This is a genomic window from Pseudomonas sp. LF-5, from assembly GCF_037626295.1.
In the GTDB taxonomy this organism is placed as follows: domain Bacteria; phylum Pseudomonadota; class Gammaproteobacteria; order Pseudomonadales; family Pseudomonadaceae; genus Aquipseudomonas; species Aquipseudomonas monsensis.
In genome coordinates this window covers 200,603-225,893 of the sequence record NZ_JARKMT010000003.1, presented here as the reverse complement: position 1 = coordinate 225,893, position 25,291 = coordinate 200,603, and the positions used below count along the sequence as shown (strand labels likewise).

Here is a 25,291-nt window from a genome sequence, read left to right as displayed (position 1 = left end):
CTGCTCACGATAGCGGTCTGTCAGTAAACCCTGGGGCGACTGACAGACCGCTATCGCGAGCAGGCTCACTCCTGCATTTTGATCGTTGTCCGGCATGCAACTTGCTGCGCCTCAGCCATCCCCAAGGCTGGAAGATCCTATGCTGCACTCCCACCTCACCACCCTCAACGCCGTCTCGTTGGTGCTTAACACCTTCAAGGATCAGGGCCTGTCCAGTGACGCCCTGCTCACGGGCAGCGGCATCAGTGCGGCGGATCTGGCCCGCGCCGACACGCGCATCACCACCAATCAGGAAATGCAGGTCTGCGCCAACGCCGTGGCCCTCAAGCATGACATCGGCCTCGAACTGGGCCGGCGCATGCACGTATCCTGCTACGGCATCCTCGGTTACGCACTGCTGACCTGTGCCACCTTCGGTGACGCTTTGCGTCTGGCGATCCGTTATCCGGCGCTGCTGGGAACACTTTTTGAACTGAGTCTGGAAGAGGATGGCGAGCGGGTCTGGTTCGTCGCCGCCGATTATCGCGAGAGCCCGGCGATGGCGGTGTTCAATGCCGAGTTCTGCCTGGTGTCGCTGAAGGTGATTTGCGACGACCTGCTCGGACATCCACTACCGCTGCTGGCCACGCGATTCGAGCATGATGCGCCGGACTATCGCGACAGTTATGCCGAACACTTCGCCAGTGCGCTGCACTTCGCTGCCAAGGACAACGCCTTTGCGTTCGACCGCCGCTGGCTCGAGCAACCACTGCCGCTGGCCGACGTCATCACCCATCAGGCGATGGCTGAACGTTGCCGCAAGCAGAACCTTGAATTCACCGGGCGTCAGGCGTGGCTGGGGCGCATCCGCCACTTGCTCAGCACCCAGCTGAATGCCGCGCCGGGACTGGAAGGCCTGGCCCACCAGATGAAGTGTTCGCCACGCACCCTGCGCCGCCACCTCAAGGACATGGGCAGCAGTTATCAGGAGTTGCTGGATGAGCTGCGTTTCGAGCGCGCCAAGCAGATGTTGTGTGAGGATCAGTTGCCGATCTACCGCATCGCCGAGACGCTGGGTTTCAGCGAGACCGCCAGTTTCCGCCATGCGTTCGTGCGCTGGAGCGGTGTCGCGCCCAGCCAGTTCAGACCCCACTGAGCCCCCCCTGCAGGCTCACTCCCACAAGGATGTTGTATTTCCTGCCCATGACAGGTGCAAACCTGCGCCAGCAAGGGGCGAATTGCGGTCAGACCTTTTGGCCATAACGATCCCCTTTTGGCCTTTTCTGCCGTTCTCCGATTCGCCGCGCGCCGCAACACTGGAGGCCACCGAACCAGCCCTGCGGAGAACAACAAATGCTGACGATCTACTCGGACGATCACCACCTGCACCATGGTCGCTGTGAACTCATCGACGGCCAGCTCAAGCCATGCTTCGAAATGCCCTCGCGCGCTGACCACGTGTTGCAACGGGTGCAGAACCAGCACCTTGGCCCGGTCGAGGCGCCGAAGGACTTTGGCCTGGAGCCGATCGCACGCATCCACAGCCGCGATTACCTCGACTTCTTCAAAGGCGCATGGGAGCGCTGGACTGAATTCAACACCGACGGCGATCTGCTGCCCTACACCTGGCCGGCGCGCACGCTGCGGCAGATCAAACCGACCAGCCTGCACGGCCAGCTCGGCTATTACAGCTTCGACGGCGGCGCACCGATCACCGCAGGCACCTGGCAAGCAGCCTACAGCGCAGCGCAAGTGGCACTGACGGCCCAGGCGGAAATCCAGCGCGGTGCACGCAGTGCCTTCGCCCTGTGCCGTCCACCGGGACACCACGCTGCCAGCGACTTGATGGGCGGTTATTGCTACCTCAACAACGCGGCCATCGCCGCTCAGGCGTTCCTCGACCAGGGGCACAAAAAGGTCGCGATCCTCGACGTCGACTACCACCACGGTAACGGCACCCAGTCGATTTTCTATGAGCGCAGCGACGTGCTGTTCACTTCGATTCACGGCCACCCGGAAGCCGAGTTTCCGTTCTTCCTCGGCTACGACGATGAACGCGGCGAAGGCGCAGGTGTTGGCTTCAACTTCAATTACCCGCTGCCCGCCGGTTCCGGCTGGGACGTGTGGAGCGCGGCACTGGACCAGGCCTGCAACGAGATCGACCGCTACGGCGCCGACATCATTGTGGTCTCGCTGGGCGTCGATACCTTCAAGGACGACCCGATCTCGCAATTCAAACTCGACAGCCCGGATTACCTGGCGATGGGCAAACGCATCGCCGCCCTCGGCAAACCGACCCTGTTCGTCATGGAGGGCGGTTACGCGGTGGAAGAAATCGGCATCAACGCAGTGAACGTGCTGGAAGGCTTTGAACAATGAGCCGACTCAAGCATTTCATCGCGCCAGCCCTGTGCGCGGCGCTGCTGAGCAGCGCAGCCCACGCGTAAGAACGCACCTTGCGCGTCTACAACTGGTTCGACTACATCACGCCCAAGGCCCTGGAAGACTTCAAGACGCAGAACGCCCAGACCAAACTGGTCTACGACATCTTCGACACCAACGAAGCGCTGGAAGCCAAGCTGCTGACCGGTAACTCCGGCTACGACGTGGTGGTGCCGTCCAACGTGTTCCTCGCCAAGCAGATCGAGGCCGGCGTATTCCAGCCGCTGGATCGCAGCAAACTGCCGAACTGGAATCACCTCGATCCGAAATTGATGAAGCTGATCGAAGCCAACGATCCGGGCAATAAATTTGCCGTGCCTTACATGTACGGCACCATCCTGATCGGCTTCAACCCGGCCAAGGTCAAAGCTGCGCTGGGCGACAATGCGCCGGTGGACAGCTGGGACCTGATTTTCAAGGAAGACAACATCAGCAAACTCAAGCAGTGCGGCGTCGCCCTGCTCGACTCGCCGTCGGAGATTCTGCCGCTGGCCCTGCAACACCTGGGTCTTGATCCGAACAGCAAGAACCCGGCCGACTATGCAAAAGCCGAAGCCTTGCTGATGAAGATCCGGCCCTACGTGACCTACTTCCACTCGTCCAAGTACATGGCCGATATCGCCAACGGTGACATCTGCGTCGCCGTCGGTTATTCCGGCAGCTTCTCGCAAGCGGCCAACCGGGCGAAGGAAGCGAAGAACGGCGTGGTGGTCGACATGCGCCTGCCGAAGGAAGGTGCACCGATCTGGTTCGACATGCTCGCCATTCCCAAGGGAGCGAAGAACACCGAGGACGCCTACACCTTCATCAACTACCTGTTGCAGCCGCAAGTGATTGCGCCGGTCAGCGACTTTGTCGGTTACCCGAACCCGAACAAGGACGCCACCGAACAGGTCGATCCGGCTATTCGCAACAACCCCAATCTGTACCCGACCGACGCCGCCATGAACACGCTGTATACCCTGCAACCACTGCCGCGCGACGCCGAACGGGCACGCACCCGGGCGTGGACGAAGATCAAGTCCGGCACCTGACACAACGTTGCTGACGGAGACCCGCCCTTGCGGGTCTTTTTTTTGCCCGCAAGCTTTATGTACCGCACACCGTTGCGACGGGCCTTTTATCTTGCGCTGACTCGCCGCCCATGCCGGGCGCCCCAAACAGAGCAGGACTTGCCCATGACCGAACCCTCCTTACCCAGCGCCGTTGAAGTGATAACGCAACTGGTGACCGGCCCGTCGCCGTGCGAAGTTGCGACCCGGGCGTTGCAACCCGCGCTGAAAGCACTGTACCCGACGCTGGACATCGACCCGCAACTGGCGATGGTGGTGACCCCCTCCTGGCTCATCGCCGACGACCAGGTGATCGCGGGCGCCAGTCACAGCGAATCGCTCACCGATGTGCTGGTACGGCTCGGCCTGTCCGGAACCACGGTGACGTATCTCGAGGGCGAGCACTTTCTCACCTTGCAGCCTGGCGTCCCCGTGTCACTCCAGTTGCCGGTAAAGATCGATGCCATCGGCGCCCTGCTCAACGAACTGGCCCCGCTGCTGTTCATCGCCTACAAAGAACAACAGGTCGAATACTGGGACGAATTCACCAGCCCCGGACAACCGCGCTGGCTGCAATTGTCGGATGCCTTGCGCAACCTGTGGAACGTCGACGCCAGCCTTGGCTGGGATGCCGACCTGCAGGCCATGGCGCACAGGGTTTTCCAGCAGCCGGACAAACGCCAGCGGCTGCCCGGCGATCCCTACAAGACACGCACCTGCCTGATCGACCTCGACTACAGTGCCGAGGCTGAGCGCGGGTACATGGCCCGGCTCGACACAGCCGTGTTGATCGGTACCGCGGCAGAACGCAGCCTGATCATCAGCTACTCGGTGATCAATGGATTTCAGCGCTTCGATTCGCTGGATGAGTTCGCCGACACCCTGCCGCGCCGTTTCGGGCGCAACAGCACCAGTGCCGAGCTCAAGTGGCGGCTGTTCGAGCCCGACGGCAATTTTTTCGATCATCAGGCCTGCAGCCTGATTGCGCTGGAGGCCGATGCGCTGGGGCAGATCAACTTCTTCGATGGCTCGACCGAATACAACCTCTACCCACACGCCGGTACTGCGGGCAATTATCAGCAACCCACGCCACGCCTCAAACCGCATATGGAACGCCTGCAACCGTTGTTACCCTCGTGGCTGAACACCGCATCCCCCGCCGATCAGTCCAGCTACAGCCGGCATCTGCTGGACCTGACCACGGTGCAGCATGCCAACAATGGCAAAACCTTTCAGAGTGAAGTGGACAGCCTGCAGACCTTCACCCGCGATGCCCTGAGCCGGGCAATGCTCAAGGACCATCCCACAGCAGCTGATGTGAACATTGATGACATCCAGGTCAGCATCACCAGCGTGGTGGTCTGGGGCACATTCGTTCTGCCGGGCAATACGCAGACCCGGACCCTGTCGCTCCTCGAACTGGCCCTGCAGAACCTGGCGGGCCTGCCATTGGGCAACAAGACCGTGAGCGCCAGGGACGGCAGCGCATTGCCGGCGTGGATGAGCGTGGCTTACCTGGAAAACCTGGTCAGCACCGTCGACATCGGCAGGACCTACCCGGCGTACCTGAAAGCGCGGCTGGTCGATGACATTGCGCAGGCGCACACCCTGCAAGCGCTCTACACCCGCCAGCTGTGCATCGAACTGCCGCTGCTGGCGTTGCAAAACAAAATTCTTGGCAAGGCCGGTATCGACGAGCAGGGTTACCGCTATGTACTCGCCGCCCTCGGCAGCACTGCCGGCGAGCGTCGGGTCGATGGACTGGACATTGTCATCCGGCCATTGGCATTCGTTGCCCACCGCAGCAGTTCAAGGGCGGACACCGTGCAGAACATGTTCGTCATCGGCCCGCGCGTGGCCGGTTCAGGCCCCTGCGTGTTGTATCGGCCATTGTTTGAAACGGCACTGCTCCAATACCCCGGCCACGCCAACCTGTTGTATGCGATCCAGCATTCGCAACATCTGCGTGAGTCGGTACTGGCCTGGCTGCCGGACGATGTACGGTTCAATTACAGCCAGTTTGTGTTCACCGCCAGACTGCCTTCGGTGTGGACGATTCCGCAGTTGCTGGTCAATCCGGTGACGCCCCTGGACATGTCACGCCCCGTCGAACTGGGCACCACGCTTATCGAAAACGATGCACTGGAGACCCTGTACGCCAGTAACGTCCAGGCGCTTATCACCCAGGCGGATCGTCAGTCGGTCTCCGACGCAGAAGCACGCTGGGCCACGCTCAAGCAGGGTGGCTGGATGCTGTTCAATGCGGCGCTGCCGTTTCTTGGGCGCAGTGTCGGAACGGCAGCATGGATCTGGCAAATCATGGACGACCTGCAGGAAGTCAGCGACATCGCCAATCAAGCATCCGGCGAGGTCGCCTGGTCGGCACTGGCCGATATTCTCCTCGCGCTGGGGATGGTGCTGGCCCATCGCGCGGCGGTCGGCGACAAGCCCCAGACGCAATCTATCAGCGCACCGGAAGAACCCACGCAAGTCCCGAAACCCGTCCCGCAAGCGCTCAAACCGCAGCGTTTGCCGGATGTGATTGACGACGATCCTCTGCCCCCCCCGTGAGACTTCACTCAACACCCCTGCGGCTTTGAAACGCTCACCGACAGCGCTGGCATCCTTGCTCGACCGTTTCAAAGTCACCCGGCCCGAAGACCTCGGCACGCCCCACAGCTCAGGGCCATACAGATCGCTGTATGCCCACGGTACGAAATGGTACGCGCCCGTCGGCCAGCGCTGGTTTGAAGTGCAGATCAACGACAACGAAGACATTCAGGTGATCGACTCGCGCCAGCAGCCACCTCGCGCCGGCCCGGTGCTGGCCCGCACCGTCAATGGCCAATGGATCATCGACCTGCGCTTGCGCCTACGCGGTGGCGGCCTGAGCAGGCGCCAGCGAGAAGCCCGGGAAAGACGGCAGGCGCAAGCCAAGGCACTGAACACGGAAATCGAAGCGTTCGACCTGACCATGCCGGACAAACGTACCCGTCTCCTGGCCGCGCGCGCCGCGCTGCAAGAAGCATTGCCCGAGGCCCGTGAGGGGCAACGCCAGCCATACCTTGATGTCCTCGACGCGCAAAGTCGGGAGTACGGGGCCATGATCGAGAAGCTCAAGGCCCTGGAGCTGATAGAGCCCGAGCCGGCCTTTCGCGGGCTGATGATTCAACGTCTGGAAATGCAGATATTCCTGATACTGGAGTGGCTCAACGAACACTCCGCGACCTATCAAGTCAGCGTCAAGTCAACGATGGACATGATGGCCGCCAACCCCGACACCGAATCGTTGGCGTTTATCCTGGCCTGCGAACGCATGACCGGGCAGACCCAAGGCATCATCGAGAAAATGGAAGCGGTCGAGTCGCGGCTCGAAGAATTGCAACGGCTCGGCAAAGAGGGCGTCGAGCGGGTCAGCAAATATCGCAAGGGCGTGCCCGATTACAATCTGGACAACATGAAGTTGTTGCAGATCAGTCTCGGCCAGGAAATCTGCGTCCGACCCGGCACGTCAGCGATTCACGCCGACGCCCGGCAGATGCTCGAAGCCCTGATCGAAGACGCCGCCCTGAATATTCAGAGTTCACTGAATCTGACCACCGACGAAAGCCTGACCAACCTGCGCGAGCGGACCGAAACCCTGAGCAATCTTTCCGAGCAATTTGCTTCGGTCGATCAGCGCTTCGTCGATTTTGCCGCCGAATTCCCTGAGCAGCTCGACAACGACCGGCTGAACCACGTGCGTGCGCGCACGCTTGAGTTCAAGGTGCGCACGGACGAACGACTGGCCGACCTGCTGCGCAACAAACATTTGCTGGAGCCAATACCTGACCCGTCGAAACCGACGGTCTCATGGAGCCGCAAGATCATCAAAACCAGATTCAAGGGCACCCTCGTCGGCGAACCGGTGACCGGCACAGAGGCAGATTCCGCTCATCTGGTGGCAGTACGAGGCGAGCTGACGGGGGTCATCGCGACCTTCCATGAGAAATCCCCCGGCGAGTGGGTCGAACACCTTTCGCCGAAACCGACGCCAGCCAGAACCACTCCCAATCTTGCGAAAAGCGTCGAGGCCGGTCAGGCCCTGATCGACGGACTGGCGCTGTTCCGGCGACGTACCGAGGCGCTCATCAATCGGGCGCAACGCATTCCGGTGGAGATCGAAGAAATCTACCATCAGCACGCCGCCCGTTTACGCAATGCCGGCGAAGCGATCGACGAGGCGCTGACGGCCAGCAATCAGACCGTCGACTCAAAGCGGCCGACGCAAGCCCTCGGTCACGCCCTGAGCGAAGCCGCGACAGCCCTGTACGCAAAGGGTACGAACGCGCGTATTCAGATGATCAAACAACAACCGCCGACCGCGGCCCGCGTGGAATGGCTCCGGCACAAAAACGAAGTGAAGATCACGCAAACCGTCAAACGCCGCCGGCTCAAAGGGCGAGCCAAAGACTTTCTGGATGAATATGAAGTGCGCGATGCAAAAGCCGGCAAGGTGTTGTGGTACGCGCATTTCCATTACGCGAAAGGCGCTGACGCGGTTGGCCGCTTCACCGCGGCACACATGAAAACCGTCCGGCAACGGCGGCTGGGAGGCGCGTTCTATCGGCAAGGCAACAGCACTCAGGACCTGATCGCAATCTACCGCAGCGAAATCAGCAACCCGCTGGCGCAAAGCCTGTTTTTCACCCCAGCCACGCCTGGCGCAGGCGCATCAGTGCCGCTCTGATGGCCGGCTCCGGAACGGCGGCGAAGCCCAGCACCAGACCGGCGCGGCGATCGGCTGGCGTCGTCGAGTCGGGCAACCAATAGCTGCTCAAACCGTTGATCTCCACATCCGCGCGTGCCGCCTGCTCGACCAACTGCTGCTCGCGCGCGATGCTCTCCACCGCCACCGTCAGGTGCAGCCCGGCCGAGACCGCCGGCAGCGCACCCACCCCGGGAATGCCCGACGGCCAGCCATCGAGCAGCGTATTGCGGCGGTTGAGCGCGGCGCGGCGCATGCGCCGGATGTGTCGCTGGAAATGCCCGGCGGCCATGAATTCGGCCATCACCGCTTGAGTACTCACCTCGGAATGCCGGACATCCACCGCCCGGCGTTGCGAGAACGCGTCCACCAGCCCGGGAGGCAAGACCAGATAACCAAGGCGCAACGCCGGAAATGCGACTTTGCCAAAGGTACCGACGTACAACACGCGGCCCTGACGATCGAGTGCTGCCAAGGGCGCCAAAGGCGCGCCGGTGTAACGGTACTCGCCGTCATAGTCATCCTCGACGATCCAGCCCTGGTTGCGTTCGGCCCACGCCAGCAACTCCAGACGCCTCGCCAGGCTCATCACTACGCCGGTCGGGTATTGATGGGAGGGCGTCACGTAAGCCACGCGACAATCGCTGAGCCCGGCCATCGCCGCACAGTCGATGCCCTCACTGTCCACCGCCACGCCGTGCAATTGCGCCCCGGCCACAGCGAACGCATGACCCGCCGCGCGATAGCCGGGATTCTCGATCGCGACACCGTCGCCCGGCTCTACCAGCAACTGTGCACAAAGACTGATGCCCTGCTGGGCGCCACTGGTGATCACAATTTGTTCAGCCGAACACTGCATGCCACGGGAGCTGCGCAAATAAGCGGCAATCATCCCGCGCAAACGCGCATCGCCGGCCGGGTCGCCGTAGCACAGCTGCTGAAGATCCGGTTTGCGCCAGAAAGCCGCGTTCAGCTTGGCCCAGACCTCGAAGGGAAACAGATCGAACGCCGGCACACCCACGCGAAATGCACGCGGCGGACCACTGGGCGGACGCGGTAAATGGTTCTTTTCGAGGCGCGAAAATGTCGCGCTGTGGATAACTTTACTGGATGAAACCACAGGCAAATCCAGCCAATTTGTGGATAAGGCTGTGGGTAAGTCTGTTGACAACCCTGTGGATACTTTTGTGGATAGTTTTTTTGCCGAGCTCAGCGACTGAGCCAGTTGCGCCACGTAGGTACCGTCGCCGACTCGTCCTTCAATAAAGCCTTCGGCATACAGCTGATCGTAGGCCCGCACCACACTGTTGCGGGAAATCCCCAGTGCTGACGCCAGATCCCGGCTCGCCGGCAAACGCGTGCCGCTGGCCAGCCGGCCATCGAGTACCCGCAGACGCAGGGCCTGGTAGAGCTGACGGCTCAAGCCCTGGCGGCGATCCAGCTCGATACCGGCAGGATTGAATGGCATGGACAGCGGCGGCGAAACGGACATGGCAATGGACCTGTGAAATTGGCCGGTAATGGCTCTTACAACAGTCCAATAGCCTGCCTACGATGCTGGCATTCGCCAAGGAAAATCTCGCCATGTACACGCCCAAAGCCTTTGCCATCGACGAGCTGTCGCAACTGCACGAACTGATCCTCGCCACCCGCCTCGCCATTCTGGTGAGCCACGGCGCCAACGGCCTGCAAGCCAGCCATGTACCGGTGCTGCTGCATCGCGAACAGGGTGAGTTCGGTACGCTGTACGGACACCTGGCCAAAGCCAATCCCCAGTGGAAAGACCTGCGCGACGGTGCCGAGGCCATGCTGATCTTTGCCGGCGCCGATGCTTACGTGAGCCCGGGCTTCTACCCGAGCAAGGCCGAACACGGCAAAGTCGTGCCGACCTGGAATTATGTCGCCGTGCACGCCTACGGCCGCGCCGAAACCTTCAGCGACGGCGGACGCCTGCTCGACATCGTCAGCACCCTCACCGACCGCCATGAGGCTGGCCGCGCACAACCCTGGTCGGTGGCCGACGCGCCGGCCGATTACATCGACGGCATGCTCAAGGCCATCGTCGGTTTTGCCATTCCCGTCGACCGCCTCGAAGGCAAGCGCAAGCTCAGCCAGAACCGCAGCGCTGACGATATCGCCGGCGTGCGCGAAGGCCTGGCCGCCAGTCCCGAAGTCAACGATCAAACCCTCGCCCAACTGATGCGCTAAGGAAATCACCATGAGTCAGATCGAGATACGCCCCGTCACCGCTGGCGATCACGCCGCGTGGCTGCCGCTGTGGCAGGCTTACCTGAGGTTCTACAACACCGAACTGCCGGACACGGTGACGCAAAGCACCTGGCAGCGCTTTCTCGACCCGGGCGAACCCACCCACGCGGCATTGGCCTGGGCCGACGGCAAGGCGGTGGGCATGGTGCATTACATTTATCATCGTTCGAACTGGAGCATCGAAAACTCCTGCTACCTGCAGGACTTGCTGGTGGTGCCGCAAGTCCGCGGCACCGGCGTCGGTCGTCTGCTGATCGAACACGTCTACGCCACGGCCAAGGCCGACGGTTGCTGCAAAGTCCACTGGCTGACCCATGAAACCAACGCCACCGCGATCCAGCTCTACGAGCGCATCGCCGAACGCCCGGGCTTCATCCAGTTTCGCAAAGCCCTTTAAGGAGACGCACGCATGACCGCTTCACTCGCTGACTGGAAAGGCGTCCCCGCCCCCACCGCCACCCTGCTCGAGGGCCGCTTCATTCGCCTGGAAAGACTCGACCCGGCGCGCCACGGTGACCAACTGTTCGCCGCCCTCGAAGGCCCCGGTGCCGACCCCAAACTCTGGGATTATTTACCCTACGGCCCATTCCCGGAGCGCACAGCGTTCGACGCATGGCTGAACAACCACGCGGCCGCCAGCGACCCGTACTTCTTCAGCGTCGTTGATCGCGCCAGCGGTCAGGTGCAAGGTCTCCTCAGCCTGATGTCAATCGTCCCGGCCCAGGGCCGCATCGAAATCGGCCACGTCACCTTCGGTGCGCCGATGCAGCGTTCACCGAAAAGCACCGAGGCGGTTTTCCTGCTGGCCAAGTATTCCTTCGAGCTGGGTTATCGCCGCCTCGAATGGAAGTGCAACAACAGCAACGCCCGCTCCAGATACGCTGCCGAGCGCCTGGGCTTCAGCTTCGAAGGCGTGTTCCGTCAGCACATGGTGGTCAAGGGCCACAACCGCGACACCGCGTGGTATTCGATTCTGGATGGAGAGTGGCCGGCGATCGCGGCAGGGTTCGAGCAGTGGCTGGCGGATGAAAATCAGACGCCAGACGGGCAGGTAAAAGGCTTGGTGGAATGCCGTTCCTGATCGCTTGAAAACAAACGATCGCAGCCCGCGACAGCGCCTGCAGGGGTGCATTTGAATCCCATGCAGGAGCAGCCGCAGGCTGCGATCTTTTGATTGGCTGTCAGCCCAGCTTTTGCGCAAGCACCGCAATGTGCTCCGGGCCGATCCCGCAGCAACCGCCCAAATGGCTGGCGCCACGCTGCTGCCAGTCAATCGCCCAGTGCAAGTAACCCGGTGGATCCAGGTCATCGCGCAACGGATCAAGTCCGTCATTGGCGGTTGCCTCTTTTGGCTGCGGCGGAAACGCATTGGCATACGCACCAATGTGAATCTTCACCCCCAGACGCTCGAAGGTGGCGCGCGCCGCATCAATCGCGGCACCGATCACTTCCGGCTGACTGCAATTGAACAACAACGTCTCGACGCCCAATTCGGCCGCCACCGCGGCCGCTTCGGCCACAGGCTCACCGGAACGCAGACGAGGCACTTCATCGGTGTCTTCATCCTGCAAGGTGAACGACAGCCAGAACGCTTTGCCGTCCTTCGGCAACCCCGCATGGATCGCTCGCGCCTCGGCCAGCGAACTCTGGGTTTCCGCCAGCCACAGATCCACGTGCGGTGCCAGGCCATTGACCAATGGCGCCAGCAACTCGGTCACTCGGTCGGCGTTGAACAGATCCGGCCGATACGAGCCAAACAGCGGTGGCAATGAACCGGCCACCCGCACGGATTTCCCCGAGGCTTGCACCGCACGTTGCGCCAGCTCACCGGCCAACGCGGCCAGCGCCTGCCCTTCAGCGGCGAAGCGTTCTTCGCCAATATGGAACGGCACCACGGCGTAACTGTTGGTGGTAATCACATTGGCGCCACTGGCGATATAAGCGGCATGCACCGCTTCGACCGCTTGAGGCGCCTCGCTCAACGCCAGCGCCGACCACTCCGGCTGACGAAATGGCGCACCGGCGCGCTGCAACTCACGGCCCATGCCGCCATCGAGAATAATCGTGCTTGCTGCGCCCATATGCTTTTCACTCATATGCTTATGAAAATAACTCACTATCGGAGTCGTTCTTATAACTATTTAATACGCACCATTCGGTTAATAACAACCTCTTTTTTGCTCAGGGATCGACTGTGAAATTTCAACCGCTACTGGCCCTGGGCCTGACGATTCTGGCCGCCTCCACGCAAGCGTTTGGCGGTGCCACCCTGGACCGTATCGAGCAAAAGAAAGAGCTGGTCGGCGTGCTGATGGAAAGCTATCCACCGTTCTCGTTCCTCAATGACCAGAACCAACTCGACGGCTTCGACGTGGATGTCGCCAAGGCTGTGGCGGAAAAACTGGGGGTCAAGTTGCGACTCGAAACGCCGTCCTGGGACGTCATTGCCGCCGGCCGCTGGAGCGGGCGCTACGACATCTGCATCTGTTCGATGACGCCGAGCAAGGCCCGCGCCGAAGTGTTCGATTTCCCCGTCGAGTACTACGCTTCGCCGGCGGTGATCGTGGTCAATGCCAAGGATGAGCGCATCCACGACGCCAAGGATCTGAGTGGCAAAAAGGTCGGCCTCACCAGCGCCTCCAGCTACGAAAGCTATCTGAACAAGAACCTGGTGATCGAAGGTGCCGAAGACACGCAGTTGCAGTACCCGTTCGACGATGTGCAGATCGCGCCGTACGACACCGATAACGTCGCCTTCCAGGACTTGGGGCTGGGCGCCGGCGTGCGCCTGGATGCGATTCTCACCAACCTCGTCACCGCACAGCCGCGCCTGAACCAAGACAAACGCTTCAAGCTGGCGGGGCCGGCGCTATACTCGGAACCGAATTCGGTGGCCATCGAAAAGGGCGACGCGCAATGGGATGCCAAAGTTCGCGAGGTCTTCGCGCAACTGAAACAGGACGGCACCCTGAGCCAACTGTCGCAAAAATGGATCGGCGCCGATATCAGCCAATGACTGCTTTCCCGACACCTCCACAGCCACCGCAACCGGTGGCTGAATCACGCCTGCAACGCATATTCGGTTTCCGTACGCGGCTGTACCTGACCTGGGCAGCGCTGTTCTGCCTGTTCGCCGGGTTCTTCCTGAGCTTCGACCTGAAGTTCTCGATCATCCTCGACAAACTGCCCAATCTGGTCGGCCTGCACCTGGCGCCCAACGGTTTTCTGCAAGGGGCGGCGCTGACGCTTTTCCTCTGTCTGTGCTCGATCGTCGCCTCGTCGCTGCTGGGCTTCATCACGGCACTGGCACGCCTGTCGAAAAGCGCCGTGGCGTTCGGCATCGCCAGTTTTTACACCTCGTTCTTTCGCGGCACGCCACTGCTCATCCAGATCCTGCTGATCTACCTGGGCTTGCCGCAACTGGGTATCGTGCCCGGCGCGATTGTGGCCGGCATCATCGCCTTGTCGCTGAACTACGGCGCCTATCTGAGCGAAATCTTCCGCGCCGGTATCCTCGGTGTCGATCACGGCCAGCGCGAAGCGTCGCTGGCATTGGGGATGCGCGAGACGGTGATTTTCTGGCGGATCACCCTGCCGCAAGCCATGCGCACGATCATTCCGCCCACGACCAACCAATTCATCTCGATGCTCAAGGACTCGTCACTGATTTCGGTGATGGGGGTCTGGGAAGTGATGTTTCTGGCGCAATCCTATGGGCGCTCAAGCTACCGCTACATCGAAATGCTGACGACCGCAGCGATCATTTACTGGCTGATGTCGATCGGGCTGGAGCTGATTCAGGCGCGGATGGAACGGCACTACGGCAAGGCTTACGTGCGTCGCAGCTAGGGCGATCGGAACATTGCGGGCAGCGTCGGGTTTTAATTGATCTCTCGGCGCACCCGCACAACGCCCATTTTCAGTCCAAACGGACGAAACACTGCGTTCAACGATTTAAGTGTCTGATTGCCCTCACCGTGTTCGATATGGACCAGCGTGCGCACCGATATTTTGCACATCTTCGCAAACTGGGTCTGATGCAGACCGGTCACTTCCACGCGCAAACGGCGAACGGCCTCACCGATCTCCAGCGTCCCCTGGGCCAGCGCCTCTTGAATGCTTTCGATGAGCACAGTGCGCTCGGCAACCGTCATGGTCATTGCAGATCCCACTCTTTCAAGCGTTGCTCCAGATTTTTCAGATGAATGCCTGGGTGGTTCATGGTTCTGTCGGGCAAACCACTGGCCGTCAGTATGTCGGGCAGCGCCGCCAGACGTTTGGCATCTTCGCGCAATCGTTCGAAAAGCGCTGGCGCATCACATAGCGCTGCCAATGGGTCATTGGGTTCAGCATTTAACGCCTGACAGCCCTCCCTGAATCTGCAACAAATTGCAGATTAAATCCTTATTAGCACGATCCGAATGCAAAATAATGCAGATCAGTCACCGACATCATTCTGTAAAAACCCTTCGCTATACAGAACGGCCCGCTTATAACAAAAAGGCCGTCCGACCATGCCGTTCCCGCCTCAGCGTCTGTCCCTCACCATCGCCCTGCTGATCTCGGCCACCACTGCTCACGGCAAAACCGTGCAGATCGACACCGCCACCACGGCATCGCAGACTCTCGGCGGCAGTGACACGCTGACGATTTCGGCGCCGGGCAGCATCACCAACAGCGGCAAGGCCGTGAGCCTGAAAGACAGCACCAGCGGGGTCGGCGTGGTGATCGACAATGCGGGCAAAATCATCTCCACGGGTGGCCGCGCAATCGACAGCAGCGGCGACCTGACCCGGGCGCGTAACTATCAGATATACAACCGCAGCGGCGGGCAGATTCTCGGCGCCAACGACGCCTTGCGTGTCGACAGCAACTTCGTCAGCGGCAGCCTGCTGATCGACAACAGCGGCATCATTCGCTCGACCACCGGCCAGGGCCTGGACCTTGATGCCCTGCGCAGCGAAGGGGTAACAACCACCATTATCAACCGCGCGGGCGGATTGATCCGCGGCGATGCCAGCGACGGCATGAAAACCGGCGCCCATGCGACCATCAGCAACTACGGCGAGATCTCCACCGGGGATTCGCACAACGCCGACGAGAAGTTCGACGGCATCGACATTGATTCCGCCACCGGTGTCAGCATCACCAACTACGGGGTGATTTCCGGTGGCCGTCACGGCATCACCACCGACCTTGGCGCGACGCTGATCAACTACGGGCAGATCACCGGGCGCAATGGCTCGGGCTTCGGCTCCGACGGCGATGGCACGGTGATCAACCACGGCACCATCACCGGGGCCTATTCCGGGCTGCAAGCCAATGGTGACGGCGACGGTGTGGACATCGACAAGATCGCCCACATCGAAAACTACGGCACCCTCCAAGGCGTCGGCGCCGGCGGCGTGGACAAGGGCGGTTTCGCCAATGGCAGTGAAGGCATCGCACTGGGCGGCGGTTACATCCTCAATGCCAGCGGCGCGCTGATCAGTGGCGCCAACAGCGCGATTCTGGTGGACGACGGCAGCGGCGGTTCCGGGTTGGCGGCAACCACGCTGGAAAACTTCGGCAGCATCCAGGGCCTCGACGGTTTCGGTGTGAAGTTTGTCGGCGAGTTCGCCGACAACGTCATCAACGGCGGCACCTTCAGCGGCAGCAATGGCCTGGCGCTGGATCTGGGCGGCGGCAATGACAACCTGACCTTGCGCAGCGGCAGCCGCTTCATCGGCGTGGTCGACGGTGGCAGCGGTTATGACCGGGTGGTGATGGATGACCCGGCGGGTGGCAACTTCGGCAGCAGTCGCAACTTCGAGTGGCTGGAGGTCAGGCAAGGCGCGTGGACGCTGACCGGCCATGATGACTTCAGCGACGGCGGCGCAGTGCGCAATGGCGCGACGCTGATCAACCAGGGCGGTATTGCCGGCAATCTGACCGTCGATACCGGCGGTGTGTATGCCGGTGGCGGCTCGGTCGGCAGCCTCACCGTCAACGGCACCCTGCGTACTGACACCCGGCTCGGCCGCGCAACCATCGTGCATGACTTGAACCTGGGCAGCGACGCCACCCTCGCCTACGGCGTCAACGCCGACGGCAGCAGTGCGCCGGTGCAGGTCGGCGGCACGGCCAACCTGAACGGTGCAACACTGGCGGTCAAGCCCGGCAGCGGCACCTGGGCGTGGCAGAATCATTACACCGTGCTGCAAGCGGCGCAGGTCAACGGCCGTTTCGGCCAGGTCACCAGCGACTATGCGTTCCTGACGCCGACCCTCGCCTACACGCCGACGCAGGTCGATCTGACGTACACCCGCAACGACGTGGCATTCAGCGAATTCGCCGCCACCGGCAACGGCCGCAACGCCGCCAACAGCCTGGCCTCGCTGGGCACGCAAACGGCGCTGTACAACGCCTTGCTCAACACCACGCAAAGCACCGCCAGCGCGGCCGTCGAGCAACTCGCCGGCGCCAGCAACGCCAACCTGACCAGCGCCACACTTGGCGCCAGCAGTCAGGTCGGCAACAGCATGCTCTCGGCGCTGCAGCAGATGGGCGGCAGCCCGGGACTGCTGGTCAGCCTCGATCAACGCGACACGCCGGTGCTGGCGGCCAACGGCGTGCCGTCCGAGGCGCGCAACCTGAATGACCCGAACGCTCGCGGCCGACTCTGGCTGCAAGGCATCGGTGGCTACGGCAAGCTTGACGGCGAACAGGGCAGCAGTGGTCTCGAACAACGCACCAAGGGCAGCGTGCTCGGCGCCGACTGGTCGCTGAATCCGGCGTGGCGCCTGGGTGTACTGGGCGGTTATTCGAAAACCGATCTGGACGCGACCGGCGTCGACGGCAACGTCGAGAGCTGGCACGCCGGTGTATATGCATTGCATCAAAATGGCCCGATGTCGCTGCGTCTGGGGGCGGCCTACAGCGGCCATCAGGGCGAAAGCAAACGCACCATCGCCTTCAACGGTTTCAGCGACCGGCCCAAAGGCGACTACGACGCCGACAGCCAGCAAGCCTTCGCCGAACTCGGTTACGCCATGGGCAGCGGTCGCCTCAGCGCCGAACCGTATGCCAGCCTCGGCTACCAGCGCTACCACCGCGACAGCTACAAGGAAAAGGGCGGCGCCGCCGCGCTGCAGGTCGACAGCCAGAGCCAGGACAACTTCAGCAGCAGCCTCGGTCTGCGTCTGGCGCACCTGAGCAGCCTGGACAACGGCATGAGCGTGACCCCACGCATGGCTCTCGGCTGGAAGCACACGTACGGCGATGTCAGCAGTTCGACGCGTCAGGCGTTCGTGACCGGCGGCACTGCGTTTAATGTCGATGGCAGCGCACTGGATCGCGACAGCCTGCTGCTCGAAGCCGGCCTCGACGTGGCCGTCTCTGCGCGGCATACGCTGGGGCTGGGGTACAGCGGCGAGTTGGGCAACAACAGTCGCAACCACGGTTTGATCGGGCAGTGGCAAATGAGTTTTTGATATTTGCTAGCAGGCGTCGTCCCGTTTACTTGTAGGAAAAGGGATCGGCAGAACCGCGTAAAAACAACGGTTCCGACTCAGGCGGTGAATTTCTACAGAATGATCCGATGTCCCCTGCAATTCCGTGGGAAGCAGCCGACATCGAAGTTTGCGGTATCTCCCTAGAGTTTGGCCTCCTGTCAAAAGAGGCCGTACTTGATGCCCGTTCAACACACATTCAAACCGAAACATCTGGCGTTAGCGATTGCACTGACCGTTTGCTGCGTGGAGAGCTCCGTCGCTCAACAGGCAGAAGAACCTGTTGTCACCGCTGCAGAAGGAACCAAAACACGTAAAAGGCTCCCCAAAAAGGTTGCCCCCGCCCTGCCTGATGCAGCCATCGAGCAACCGGAGCCCTTCGTCGATCTCTTTGAGATTCCGGATTTTATCGGCCCGATGGAGCATACCCGTCCAGCCATCAATGAGCCGCGTGAAGACGCGATAACGCGATTGCCAGTGGTCGAAGCGGCCAAAGCGGTTGTCGAGTTCGATGACGCCTTCTATGAGTTTCTCGAATTCCCCGAGCCTGAGACTGGAGAAACAGAGATAGCAGAGCTGGATGAAGATTCGTTCGACGAATTTCAGAATGCCTACACCACTCAGATCTCGTTTATCTCGCAAGCACTTGAAAACGTTGAAGGCGTTTCGTTGCAACTCGGTGAGGCGGACGACTTGCTTGTTATCAACAACGGCGCCCGATGGGAGGGCCGGCTCGACGGCGGCGCAGGCAAGAACGGATTACTGCTGAACGCTTCCGAAGGCGGAGAGATCGGGGCAACCGCAAATTTTGCCGGTCTACGTGTCGCGCGAGGGAAATGGCAATTGCACGATGAGTTCCAGGGATCGGCCGAGGTCCAGGCCGGTGCCAGCCTGATGAACAACGGCTCGATTGAAGGCGATGCCTATGTCGACGAATCCGCCGTGTACGGCGGGAACGGCAAAGTCTCCAACTTATATGTCCAAGGCGCACTGGTCGCCAATACCGAAATCGGTTCGCCAATCGTCAAAGGCAACCTGGAATTCACCGAAACCGCGACTTACTCCTACGGAGTGACGGCTGACCAGTTTTCGACCCCCGTTCTGGTAGAAGGCACAGCAACGCTGGCAAATGCCAGCGTTCAGGTTTTTGCCGCCCCCGGCGACTACGCCAACAGTGCCACTCACCCCATTCTGTTTGCAGGAAAAATCGAAGGCGAATTCGGCCGGGTCAGCACTAACCTGGCCTTCCTGACGCCAACGCTTTCGTACACTGACACTGCCGTAGCGTTAACGTACAAACGCAACGATCTGGCACTCGAACGACTGGCGGAGTCCGCCAGTGGCCAGGCGTTGGCGCGCAGCGTTGATACGCCGATGACGGCAACCCTCAACACCGCCGTGCAAGCGCTCGTGAGTAGCACCCGCGCGTCCGCCCCGATCGCCATTGAACAGCTCGCCGGCAGCAGCAACGCCAACCTCGCCAAGGCGACACTCAGCAGCCTCACTCCCGTGAGCAAAAGCATGCTCTCGGCCATGCACCAGCTGAACACCCGCTCGGGCACAACCCATGGCTCCGCCAGTTCGCCGCGCCAGGCCGCTGGCGCGGCTGATACCGGCAGAGTCTGGGTTCAGGCGCTCGGCCATGGCGGCAAGGTTGATCATGACGCTGACAGCGCCCTGAAGCACGCGACCCAAGGCCTGGTCATCGGTGCTGACTGGCGTCTCGATGAGCAATGGCACGTCGGACTGATCGGCGGGAAATCCCAGACAAAACTCGACGCCCGTCAATACGACGGCGACCTCGACAGCTGGCACCTCGGTGCTTATGCCGTGCGTCAGGACGGACCGATGGCACTGCGCCTGGGCGCCACCTACGCAAGCCATGCCGGCAGCAGCAAACGACGCGTGGCGTTCAATGATTTCAGTGATCGCCTCAAAGGCGCCTACGACGTCAATACCCAGCAAGCCTTTGCCGAACTGGGCTTCAATCTTGGCCGCAACAACGTGACGCTCGAGCCGTTCGCCGGCCTCGGTTTTCAACGCTACCAACGCGACAGCTATAGCGAAAAGGGTGGCGATGCGGCGCTGAGAGTCTTCGGCCAGACGCGCGCTAACCTCAGTAGCACCTTCGGGGTTCGCGTTGCCAAAACCAGCTTCCTCGACAACGGCATGCGTCTGACACCGCGCCTGAGCACCGGCTGGAAACACACCTTTGGCGAGATCGAAAACGATACCCGCCAACAACTGGTCAAGGGCGGCAAACGTTTTGATATTGCCGGTGCGGCGCTGGATCGTAACAGCCTGTCCGTGGATGCCGGCCTCGACCTCGGGCTTTCCGCCAACCACACGCTGGGCGTAGGCGTCACCGGTGAAATGGGTACCGACAGCCGCACTCACGGCGTCGTCGGTCAATGGCGCATGGCGTTCTAAAACTCGATCGGTAGTGCTGCCACAGGCTGCGGTCTTTTAATCTGGTTTAAAAAATCAAAGTCAAAGGTTTGCAGTCTGCGGCCGCCCTACAGGTGAGCGTTGTGTTCAGGCAAAAAAAAGGGGAGCACCATGCCCCCCCGAGGTTTAAAGCGTTTGATCGTGGCCGTTATCTCAGCCTTCGATCTCGATCAGGATTTCGCCCGGGTTGACGCGGTCGCCCTTGGCAACATGGATGGCGGTTACCTTGCCGGCAACGGCGGCCTGCACTTCGGTCTCCATCTTCATCGCTTCGGTGATCAGTACGGCCTGGCCGGCCTTGACGGTGTCGCCTTCCTTGACCAGCACATCGACGATGTTGCCCGGCATGGTGGTGCTGACGTGGCCCGGGGCCGACGCCTGCTTGCGTTTGCTGCTGCCACCGCTGACGAATTCGTTGAGCGGTTCGAACACCACTTCTTCCGGCATGCCGTCGATGGACAGGTAGAAGTGACGCTTGCCTTCGGCCTTCACCCCGACACCGGTGATGTCGACGCGGTAAGTCTCGCCGTGGACGTCGATGACGAACTCGGTCGGCACGCCTTCGCCGCCAGCCTTCGCCACACCACCGGCCTCAGGAATCGGCAACAGCACTTCCGGAACGAGGGTGCCGGCGGCACGCTCTTCGAGGAACTTGCGCCCGATGTCCGGGAACATGGCGAAAGTCAGCACGTCTTCTTCGGACTTCGCCAGCGCGCCGATGTCGGCCCGCAGCTTGGTCATTTCCGGCTTGAGCAGATCGGCCGGACGTACGTCGATCACCTCTTCACTGCCGATAGCCTGACGACGCAGCTGTTCGTTGACCACGCCCGGCGCTTTGCCATAGCCGCCTTGCAGGTAAAGCTTCACTTCGTTGGTGATGGTCTTGTAACGCTCGCCGGCCAACACGTTGAAGAACGCCTGGGTGCCGACGATCTGCGAGGTCGGGGTCACCAGCGGCGGGAAGCCGAGGTCTTCACGCACCCGCGGGATTTCCGCCAGCACTTCGGCCATGCGGTTGAGAGCACCCTGTTCTTTCAACTGGTTGGCGAGGTTGGAGATCATCCCGCCCGGCACCTGGTTGACTTGCACGCGAGTGTCGACGGCGGTGAATTCGCTTTCGAACTGGTGGTACTTCTTGCGCACGGCGTAGAAGTACAGGCCGATCTCTTGCAGCAATTCGAGGTTCAGACCGGTGTCGTACTCGGTGCCCTTGAGCGCAGCAACCATTGACTCGGTGCCTGGGTGGCTGGTGCCCGAGGCAAAGCTGGAGATCGCGGTGTCGATGTGGTCGGCGCCGTTTTCGATCGCCTTGAGCTGGCACATTGCGGCGAGGCCGGCCGTGTCGTGGGAGTGGATGAACACCGGCAGCGACTGCTCGGCTTTCAACGCGCGGACCAGTTCGCCGGTGGCGTACGGCGTCAGCAGGCCGGCCATGTCCTTGATTGCCACCGAGTCGCAACCCATGGCTTCCATCTGCTTGGCTTGCGCCACGAACGCGTCGATGGTGTGCACCGGGCTGGTAGTGTAGGCGATGGTGCCTTGCGCATGTTTGCCGGCAGCCTTCACCGCCTCGATCGCCACGCGCAGGTTACGCACGTCGTTCATCGCATCGAAGATGCGGAACACGTCGATGCCATTGACCGCGGCCTTGGCGACGAAGGCTTTGACCACATCGTCGCTGTAGTGGCGGTAGCCCAGCAGGTTCTGCCCGCGCAGAAGCATTTGCAGACGGGTATTGGGCAGCGCGGAGCGCAGTTGGCGCAGGCGTTCCCACGGGTCTTCTTTCAGAAAACGTACGCAGGCGTCGAACGTCGCACCGCCCCAGCATTCCAGCGACCAGTAGCCGACTTTGTCGAGCTTGTCGCAGATCGGCAGCATGTCTTCGGTGCGCATGCGGGTGGCGAGCAGCGATTGGTGAGCGTCGCGCAGGATGGTGTCGGTAACGAAGATCTTCTTAGTCATTGGTATCTCCTCATAGCGGCAAGCTTCAAGCTACGAGCTGCAAGAAAAAGCCGAGTCGCTCTCACTTGAAGCTTGTCGCTGACAGCTCGCAGCTGCATTTATAGGCCTGCGTGGGCGGCGATGGCGGCGGCGATGGCCAGGGCCAGCTCTTCGGGTTTGCGCTTGATCGAGTAGTTGGTCAGTTCAGGATGGCTTTCAACGAAGCTGGTATTGAACTGGCCGCTACGGAATTCCGGATTGCGCAGGATTTCCTGGTAATACGCGGCGGTGGTCTTCACCCCTTGCAGACGCATGTCGTCGAGGGCGCGCAGGCCACGGTCCATCGCCTCTTCCCAGGTCAGCGCCCAGACCACCAGTTTCAGGCACATCGAGTCGTAGAACGGCGGAATGGTGTAGCCGGTGTAGATCGCCGTGTCGGTGCGCACGCCGGGGCCGCCGGGAGCGTAGTAGCGAGTGATCTTGCCGAAGCTTGGCAGGAAGTTGTTCTTCGGGTCTTCGGCGTTGATCCGAAACTGCAGCGCGAAGCCACGGTGCTGGATGTCTTCCTGCTTCACTGACAGCGGCAGGCCGGAGGCGATGCGGATCTGCTCACGAACGATGTCGATCCCGGTGATTTCTTCGGTGATGGTGTGTTCCACCTGCACCCGGGTGTTCATCTCCATGAAGTACACCTCGCCCTCGGCGAGCAGGAACTCCACGGTGCCGGCGTTCTCGTAGCCCACAGCCTTGGCTGCGCGCACCGACAGGTCGCCGATGTAGGCGCGCTGTTCGGGGGTCAGTTGCGGGCTCGGGGCAATCTCGATCAGCTTCTGGTTGCGGCGCTGGATCGAGCAGTCACGCTCGAACAGGTGCACGACGTTGCCGAAGCTGTCGCCGAGGATCTGCGCTTCGATGTGTTTCGGATTAACGATACATTTTTCCAGGAACACTTCCGCCGAACCGAAGGCCTTGGTCGCTTCGGAAATCACCCGAGGGAAATTCTGTTCGAGTTCTTCGCGGCTGTTGCAGCGACGGATGCCGCGCCCGCCACCACCGGAGGTGGCCTTGAGCATGACCGGGTAACCGATGCGGTCGCCCTCGGCCAAGGCTTCATTGATGTCGGCCACGTTGCCTTCGGTGCCCGGGGTGACCGGTACGCCGGCCTTGATCATGCTGCGCCGGGCTTCGGTCTTGTCGCCCATGCGGCGAATGACTTCTGCCGACGGGCCGATGAATTTAATCCCGCGTTCGGCGCAGATGTCTGCCAACTCGGCATTTTCCGAGAGGAAGCCGTAACCGGGGTGCAATGCATCGCAACCGGTTTCCACCGCCAGGTTCACCAGCTTGCGCGGGTTCAGGTAACCGGCCAGTGGCTCGGCACCGATGCTGTGGGCTTCGTCCGCACGCTTCACATGCAAGGCATGGCGGTCGGCGTCGGAAAAAATCGCAACCGAGCGAATGCCCATTTCGGCGCAGGCTCGCACGATTCTTACGGCAATCTCACCACGGTTGGCGATCAGGATCTTTGTTATCACTTGGAGGTTCCCTTGAGCCGGTGGCACCACGACCTGCTAGACCCAGGTCGACGCGTGACCAAATGTTTCAATTTAGTCGCAGCCCCACACTAGCGCTCACAAGGGATTAACAAAAATGAATAAAAATTGGGTCAGGCATAAGCAAAGACTTATAGTTAAACCATCAGCCTGCCGTCAGAGCCTATAAGAAATGCGTAAGTCCTTGATGCGTATGACATTACGCCAGTTGCAGATCTTCAACGAAGTGTGTGATTTGCGTTCTTACAGCCGTGCGGCTGAAGAAATGTCGCTCACACAACCGGCCGTCAGCCTACAGATTCGTCAGTTGGAAGAGTTGATCGGCCAGCCATTATTCGATTATGTCGGCAAAAAACTCTACATGACCGAGGCTGCCGAAGCCCTGCAGCGGGCCAGCCGGGACATCTTCGGTCGCCTGGAAAACCTCGACATGCAGCTGTCGGACATGCAGGGCTCGCTGCAAGGCCAACTGAAGCTGGCGGTGGAATCCAGCGCCAAATACTTCGTGCCGCACCTGTTCGCCGCCTTCAAGCGCCAGCACCCGGAAGTGAACCTGCAACTGACCGTGGTCAACCGTGGCCAGGTGATCCGCCGCCTCTCGGACAACCGCGACGATCTGGTGATCATGTCAATGGTGCCGCAGGACATGGGCCTGGAGTTTCTGCCCTTTCTGAACAACCCGATTGTCGCCGTGGCGCGCCCGGATCATCCGCTGGCGCATATGGGGCCGCTGCGTTTGCAGGACCTTGAACCCTACACACTGCTAATCCGCGAACCGGGTTCGGGCACGCGAATGGCCTGCGAGGACTACTTCAAGGAGAAACGCGTGCACTTCACCCAGACTCAGGAAGTGGCCTCGGCCGAAGCCCAGCGCGAATGCGTGGTGGCGGGTCTGGGCCTGGCGCTATTGACGCGCCACGCCCTGAACCTGGAGTTGGCGACCGGCGGCCTGGTGGAGTTGCCGGTCGAGGAGTTGCCGCTGTTCCGTAGCTGGTGCCTGGTGCAAGCCAAGGCCAAACGGCTGTCACCGGTGGCGCACGCCTTCCTGGCGTTTATCCGCAGCGAACGGGTGCAGATCAGCGCGCTGGTTGAGCGCTTCGACGGGAAGTTGCCGGTACGGCCTGCCAGTAGTTGATTTCAATGTCCTCGGGAAAATCGCTGATTTCGCTTTGAAGCTGACGAAGTTCGAAGCGATCTTCGATGGCGCGACGGAATTCCATGCGGCGCTGGTCTTCCTGTTGACGACGGGTTTTCGCGGCGCTGTTGCGTTCTTCGTAGGGCTGAGCCATTTCGAGTCTCCCAAGGCGAGTACGGGAGTTTCACGATAGGCGTGAGGGATGACGGTTTGGCTGCGCGGGGATGACAGTGCGA

General features: G+C 61.2%; 18 protein-coding genes and 2 pseudogenes. 13 read left to right on the top strand and 7 right to left on the bottom strand.

Annotation, left to right across the window (positions count from 1 at the left end; genetic code table 11):
* Positions 1–139 precede the first annotated feature (139 nt).
* The 5 genes and pseudogenes from PseuLF5_RS13050 to PseuLF5_RS13030 all read left to right on the top strand — a co-directional run bounded on the left by PseuLF5_RS13050 (position 140) and on the right by PseuLF5_RS13030 (position 8,202).
* Complete coding sequence (locus PseuLF5_RS13050; RefSeq protein WP_123469967.1) at positions 140–1,135, top strand: AraC family transcriptional regulator; 996 nt, start codon at positions 140–142, stop codon at positions 1,133–1,135.
* 197 nt (positions 1,136–1,332) lie between these two features.
* Positions 1,333–2,358 carry a histone deacetylase family protein gene (locus PseuLF5_RS13045; protein WP_222834027.1) on the top strand — a complete coding sequence of 342 codons (1,026 nt, stop codon included), beginning with the start codon at positions 1,333–1,335 and terminating at the stop codon, positions 2,356–2,358.
* A pseudogene (locus tag PseuLF5_RS13040) lies at positions 2,355–3,455 on the top strand (polyamine ABC transporter substrate-binding protein). The gene PseuLF5_RS13045 and the pseudogene PseuLF5_RS13040 overlap by 4 nt, the downstream one beginning before the upstream one ends.
* Before the next feature lie 144 nt (positions 3,456–3,599).
* On the top strand, positions 3,600–6,044 hold the full coding sequence (locus PseuLF5_RS13035) for a dermonecrotic toxin domain-containing protein (RefSeq protein ID WP_340133710.1): 2,445 nt from the start codon (positions 3,600–3,602) through the stop codon (positions 6,042–6,044).
* 55 nt (positions 6,045–6,099) lie between these two features.
* Complete coding sequence (locus PseuLF5_RS13030; protein ID WP_340133709.1) at positions 6,100–8,202, top strand: hypothetical protein; 2,103 nt, start codon at positions 6,100–6,102, stop codon at positions 8,200–8,202.
* Here PseuLF5_RS13030 and pdxR read toward each other — a convergent pair.
* Positions 8,159–9,712, bottom strand: coding sequence for a MocR-like pyridoxine biosynthesis transcription factor PdxR (gene pdxR, locus PseuLF5_RS13025; protein ID WP_340133708.1), 1,554 nt, complete (start codon positions 9,710–9,712; stop codon positions 8,159–8,161). The genes PseuLF5_RS13030 and pdxR overlap by 44 nt on opposite strands.
* A 92-nt stretch (positions 9,713–9,804) precedes the next feature.
* Here pdxR and PseuLF5_RS13020 point away from each other — a divergent pair, with 92 nt between their 5' ends.
* From PseuLF5_RS13020 to PseuLF5_RS13010, 3 genes are read left to right on the top strand one after another with little or no spacing between them, the layout of a single operon-like run.
* A complete protein-coding gene (locus PseuLF5_RS13020; protein ID WP_123469976.1) occupies positions 9,805–10,428 on the top strand; it encodes an FMN-binding negative transcriptional regulator in 624 nt (207 codons plus the stop codon).
* Positions 10,429–10,438: 10 nt separating this feature from the next.
* Positions 10,439–10,885 (top strand): GNAT family N-acetyltransferase, encoded by a 447-nt coding sequence (locus tag PseuLF5_RS13015; RefSeq protein WP_128613610.1) that lies wholly within the window; start codon positions 10,439–10,441, stop codon positions 10,883–10,885.
* A 12-nt stretch (positions 10,886–10,897) separates the two neighbouring features.
* Entirely contained in the window at positions 10,898–11,569 is a 672-nt protein-coding gene (locus tag PseuLF5_RS13010; RefSeq protein ID WP_128613609.1) for a GNAT family N-acetyltransferase, read from the top strand.
* Between the two features lie 100 nt (positions 11,570–11,669).
* Here the strand turns inward: PseuLF5_RS13010 and PseuLF5_RS13005 are convergent, their stop codons facing one another.
* Positions 11,670–12,569, bottom strand: a complete 900-nt coding sequence (locus tag PseuLF5_RS13005) for a homocysteine S-methyltransferase family protein (protein WP_128613608.1) — start codon at positions 12,567–12,569, stop codon at positions 11,670–11,672.
* A gap of 113 nt (positions 12,570–12,682) precedes the next feature.
* On the opposite strand from PseuLF5_RS13005, the gene PseuLF5_RS13000 reads away from it, so the two are divergent.
* Positions 12,683–13,504, top strand: coding sequence for an ABC transporter substrate-binding protein (locus PseuLF5_RS13000; RefSeq protein WP_128613607.1), 822 nt, complete (start codon positions 12,683–12,685; stop codon positions 13,502–13,504).
* Complete coding sequence (locus PseuLF5_RS12995; RefSeq protein ID WP_340133707.1) at positions 13,501–14,337, top strand: amino acid ABC transporter permease; 837 nt, start codon at positions 13,501–13,503, stop codon at positions 14,335–14,337. Before PseuLF5_RS13000 ends, PseuLF5_RS12995 begins: the two co-directional genes overlap by 4 nt.
* 32 nt (positions 14,338–14,369) lie before the next feature.
* Here PseuLF5_RS12995 and PseuLF5_RS12990 read toward each other — a convergent pair whose 3' ends face one another.
* Together PseuLF5_RS12990 and PseuLF5_RS12985 are read right to left on the bottom strand one after the other, a co-directional pair.
* The gene (locus PseuLF5_RS12990; RefSeq protein WP_128613606.1) at positions 14,370–14,648 is read right to left on the bottom strand and encodes a helix-turn-helix domain-containing protein; all 279 of its coding nucleotides are present in this window, start codon (positions 14,646–14,648) and stop codon (positions 14,370–14,372) included.
* Positions 14,645–14,836, bottom strand: a pseudogene (locus tag PseuLF5_RS12985) (type II toxin-antitoxin system HipA family toxin); the annotation flags it as partial. The gene PseuLF5_RS12990 and the pseudogene PseuLF5_RS12985, both read right to left, overlap by 4 nt.
* A 166-nt stretch (positions 14,837–15,002) precedes the next feature.
* Between PseuLF5_RS12985 and PseuLF5_RS12980 the strand changes: the two are divergent.
* Both PseuLF5_RS12980 and PseuLF5_RS12975 read left to right on the top strand, forming a co-directional pair.
* Positions 15,003–17,960 carry an autotransporter outer membrane beta-barrel domain-containing protein gene (locus PseuLF5_RS12980; RefSeq protein ID WP_340133706.1) on the top strand — a complete coding sequence of 986 codons (2,958 nt, stop codon included), beginning with the start codon at positions 15,003–15,005 and terminating at the stop codon, positions 17,958–17,960.
* A 198-nt stretch (positions 17,961–18,158) separates the two neighbouring features.
* Positions 18,159–20,408 (top strand): autotransporter outer membrane beta-barrel domain-containing protein, encoded by a 2,250-nt coding sequence (locus PseuLF5_RS12975; RefSeq protein WP_340133705.1) that lies wholly within the window; start codon positions 18,159–18,161, stop codon positions 20,406–20,408.
* Between the two features lie 171 nt (positions 20,409–20,579).
* Here PseuLF5_RS12975 and oadA read toward each other — a convergent pair whose 3' ends face one another.
* Positions 20,580–22,388, bottom strand: a complete 1,809-nt coding sequence (oadA, locus tag PseuLF5_RS12970) for a sodium-extruding oxaloacetate decarboxylase subunit alpha (protein WP_123469993.1) — start codon at positions 22,386–22,388, stop codon at positions 20,580–20,582.
* A 98-nt stretch (positions 22,389–22,486) separates the two neighbouring features.
* Positions 22,487–23,902, bottom strand: coding sequence for an acetyl-CoA carboxylase biotin carboxylase subunit (locus PseuLF5_RS12965; protein ID WP_123469995.1), 1,416 nt, complete (start codon positions 23,900–23,902; stop codon positions 22,487–22,489).
* 190 nt (positions 23,903–24,092) lie between these two features.
* Between PseuLF5_RS12965 and PseuLF5_RS12960 the strand changes: the two genes are divergently transcribed.
* Positions 24,093–25,055, top strand: coding sequence for a LysR family transcriptional regulator (locus PseuLF5_RS12960; protein ID WP_123469996.1), 963 nt, complete (start codon positions 24,093–24,095; stop codon positions 25,053–25,055).
* Here the strand turns inward: PseuLF5_RS12960 and PseuLF5_RS12955 are convergent.
* The gene (locus PseuLF5_RS12955; RefSeq protein WP_123469998.1) at positions 24,997–25,209 is read right to left on the bottom strand and encodes a PA3496 family putative envelope integrity protein; all 213 of its coding nucleotides are present in this window, start codon (positions 25,207–25,209) and stop codon (positions 24,997–24,999) included. The genes PseuLF5_RS12960 and PseuLF5_RS12955 overlap by 59 nt on opposite strands.
* Positions 25,210–25,291 lie beyond the last annotated feature (82 nt).

Coding starts and splice junctions, on each gene's coding strand:
- PseuLF5_RS12975 (WP_340133705.1), top strand. CDS start 18,159: ATGCCCGTTCAACACACATTCAAACCGAAACATCTGGCGTTAGCGATT.
- PseuLF5_RS13045 (WP_222834027.1), top strand. CDS start 1,333: ATGCTGACGATCTACTCGGACGATCACCACCTGCACCATGGTCGCTGT.
- PseuLF5_RS12980 (WP_340133706.1), top strand. CDS start 15,003: ATGCCGTTCCCGCCTCAGCGTCTGTCCCTCACCATCGCCCTGCTGATC.
- PseuLF5_RS13020 (WP_123469976.1), top strand. CDS start 9,805: ATGTACACGCCCAAAGCCTTTGCCATCGACGAGCTGTCGCAACTGCAC.
- PseuLF5_RS12990 (WP_128613606.1), bottom strand. CDS start 14,648: ATGACCATGACGGTTGCCGAGCGCACTGTGCTCATCGAAAGCATTCAA.
- PseuLF5_RS12955 (WP_123469998.1), bottom strand. CDS start 25,209: ATGGCTCAGCCCTACGAAGAACGCAACAGCGCCGCGAAAACCCGTCGT.
- PseuLF5_RS13050 (WP_123469967.1), top strand. CDS start 140: ATGCTGCACTCCCACCTCACCACCCTCAACGCCGTCTCGTTGGTGCTT.
- PseuLF5_RS12995 (WP_340133707.1), top strand. CDS start 13,501: ATGACTGCTTTCCCGACACCTCCACAGCCACCGCAACCGGTGGCTGAA.
- PseuLF5_RS13005 (WP_128613608.1), bottom strand. CDS start 12,569: ATGGGCGCAGCAAGCACGATTATTCTCGATGGCGGCATGGGCCGTGAG.
- PseuLF5_RS13015 (WP_128613610.1), top strand. CDS start 10,439: ATGAGTCAGATCGAGATACGCCCCGTCACCGCTGGCGATCACGCCGCG.
- oadA (WP_123469993.1), bottom strand. CDS start 22,388: ATGACTAAGAAGATCTTCGTTACCGACACCATCCTGCGCGACGCTCAC.
- pdxR (WP_340133708.1), bottom strand. CDS start 9,712: ATGTCCGTTTCGCCGCCGCTGTCCATGCCATTCAATCCTGCCGGTATC.
- PseuLF5_RS13035 (WP_340133710.1), top strand. CDS start 3,600: ATGACCGAACCCTCCTTACCCAGCGCCGTTGAAGTGATAACGCAACTG.
- PseuLF5_RS13010 (WP_128613609.1), top strand. CDS start 10,898: ATGACCGCTTCACTCGCTGACTGGAAAGGCGTCCCCGCCCCCACCGCC.
- PseuLF5_RS12960 (WP_123469996.1), top strand. CDS start 24,093: ATGCGTAAGTCCTTGATGCGTATGACATTACGCCAGTTGCAGATCTTC.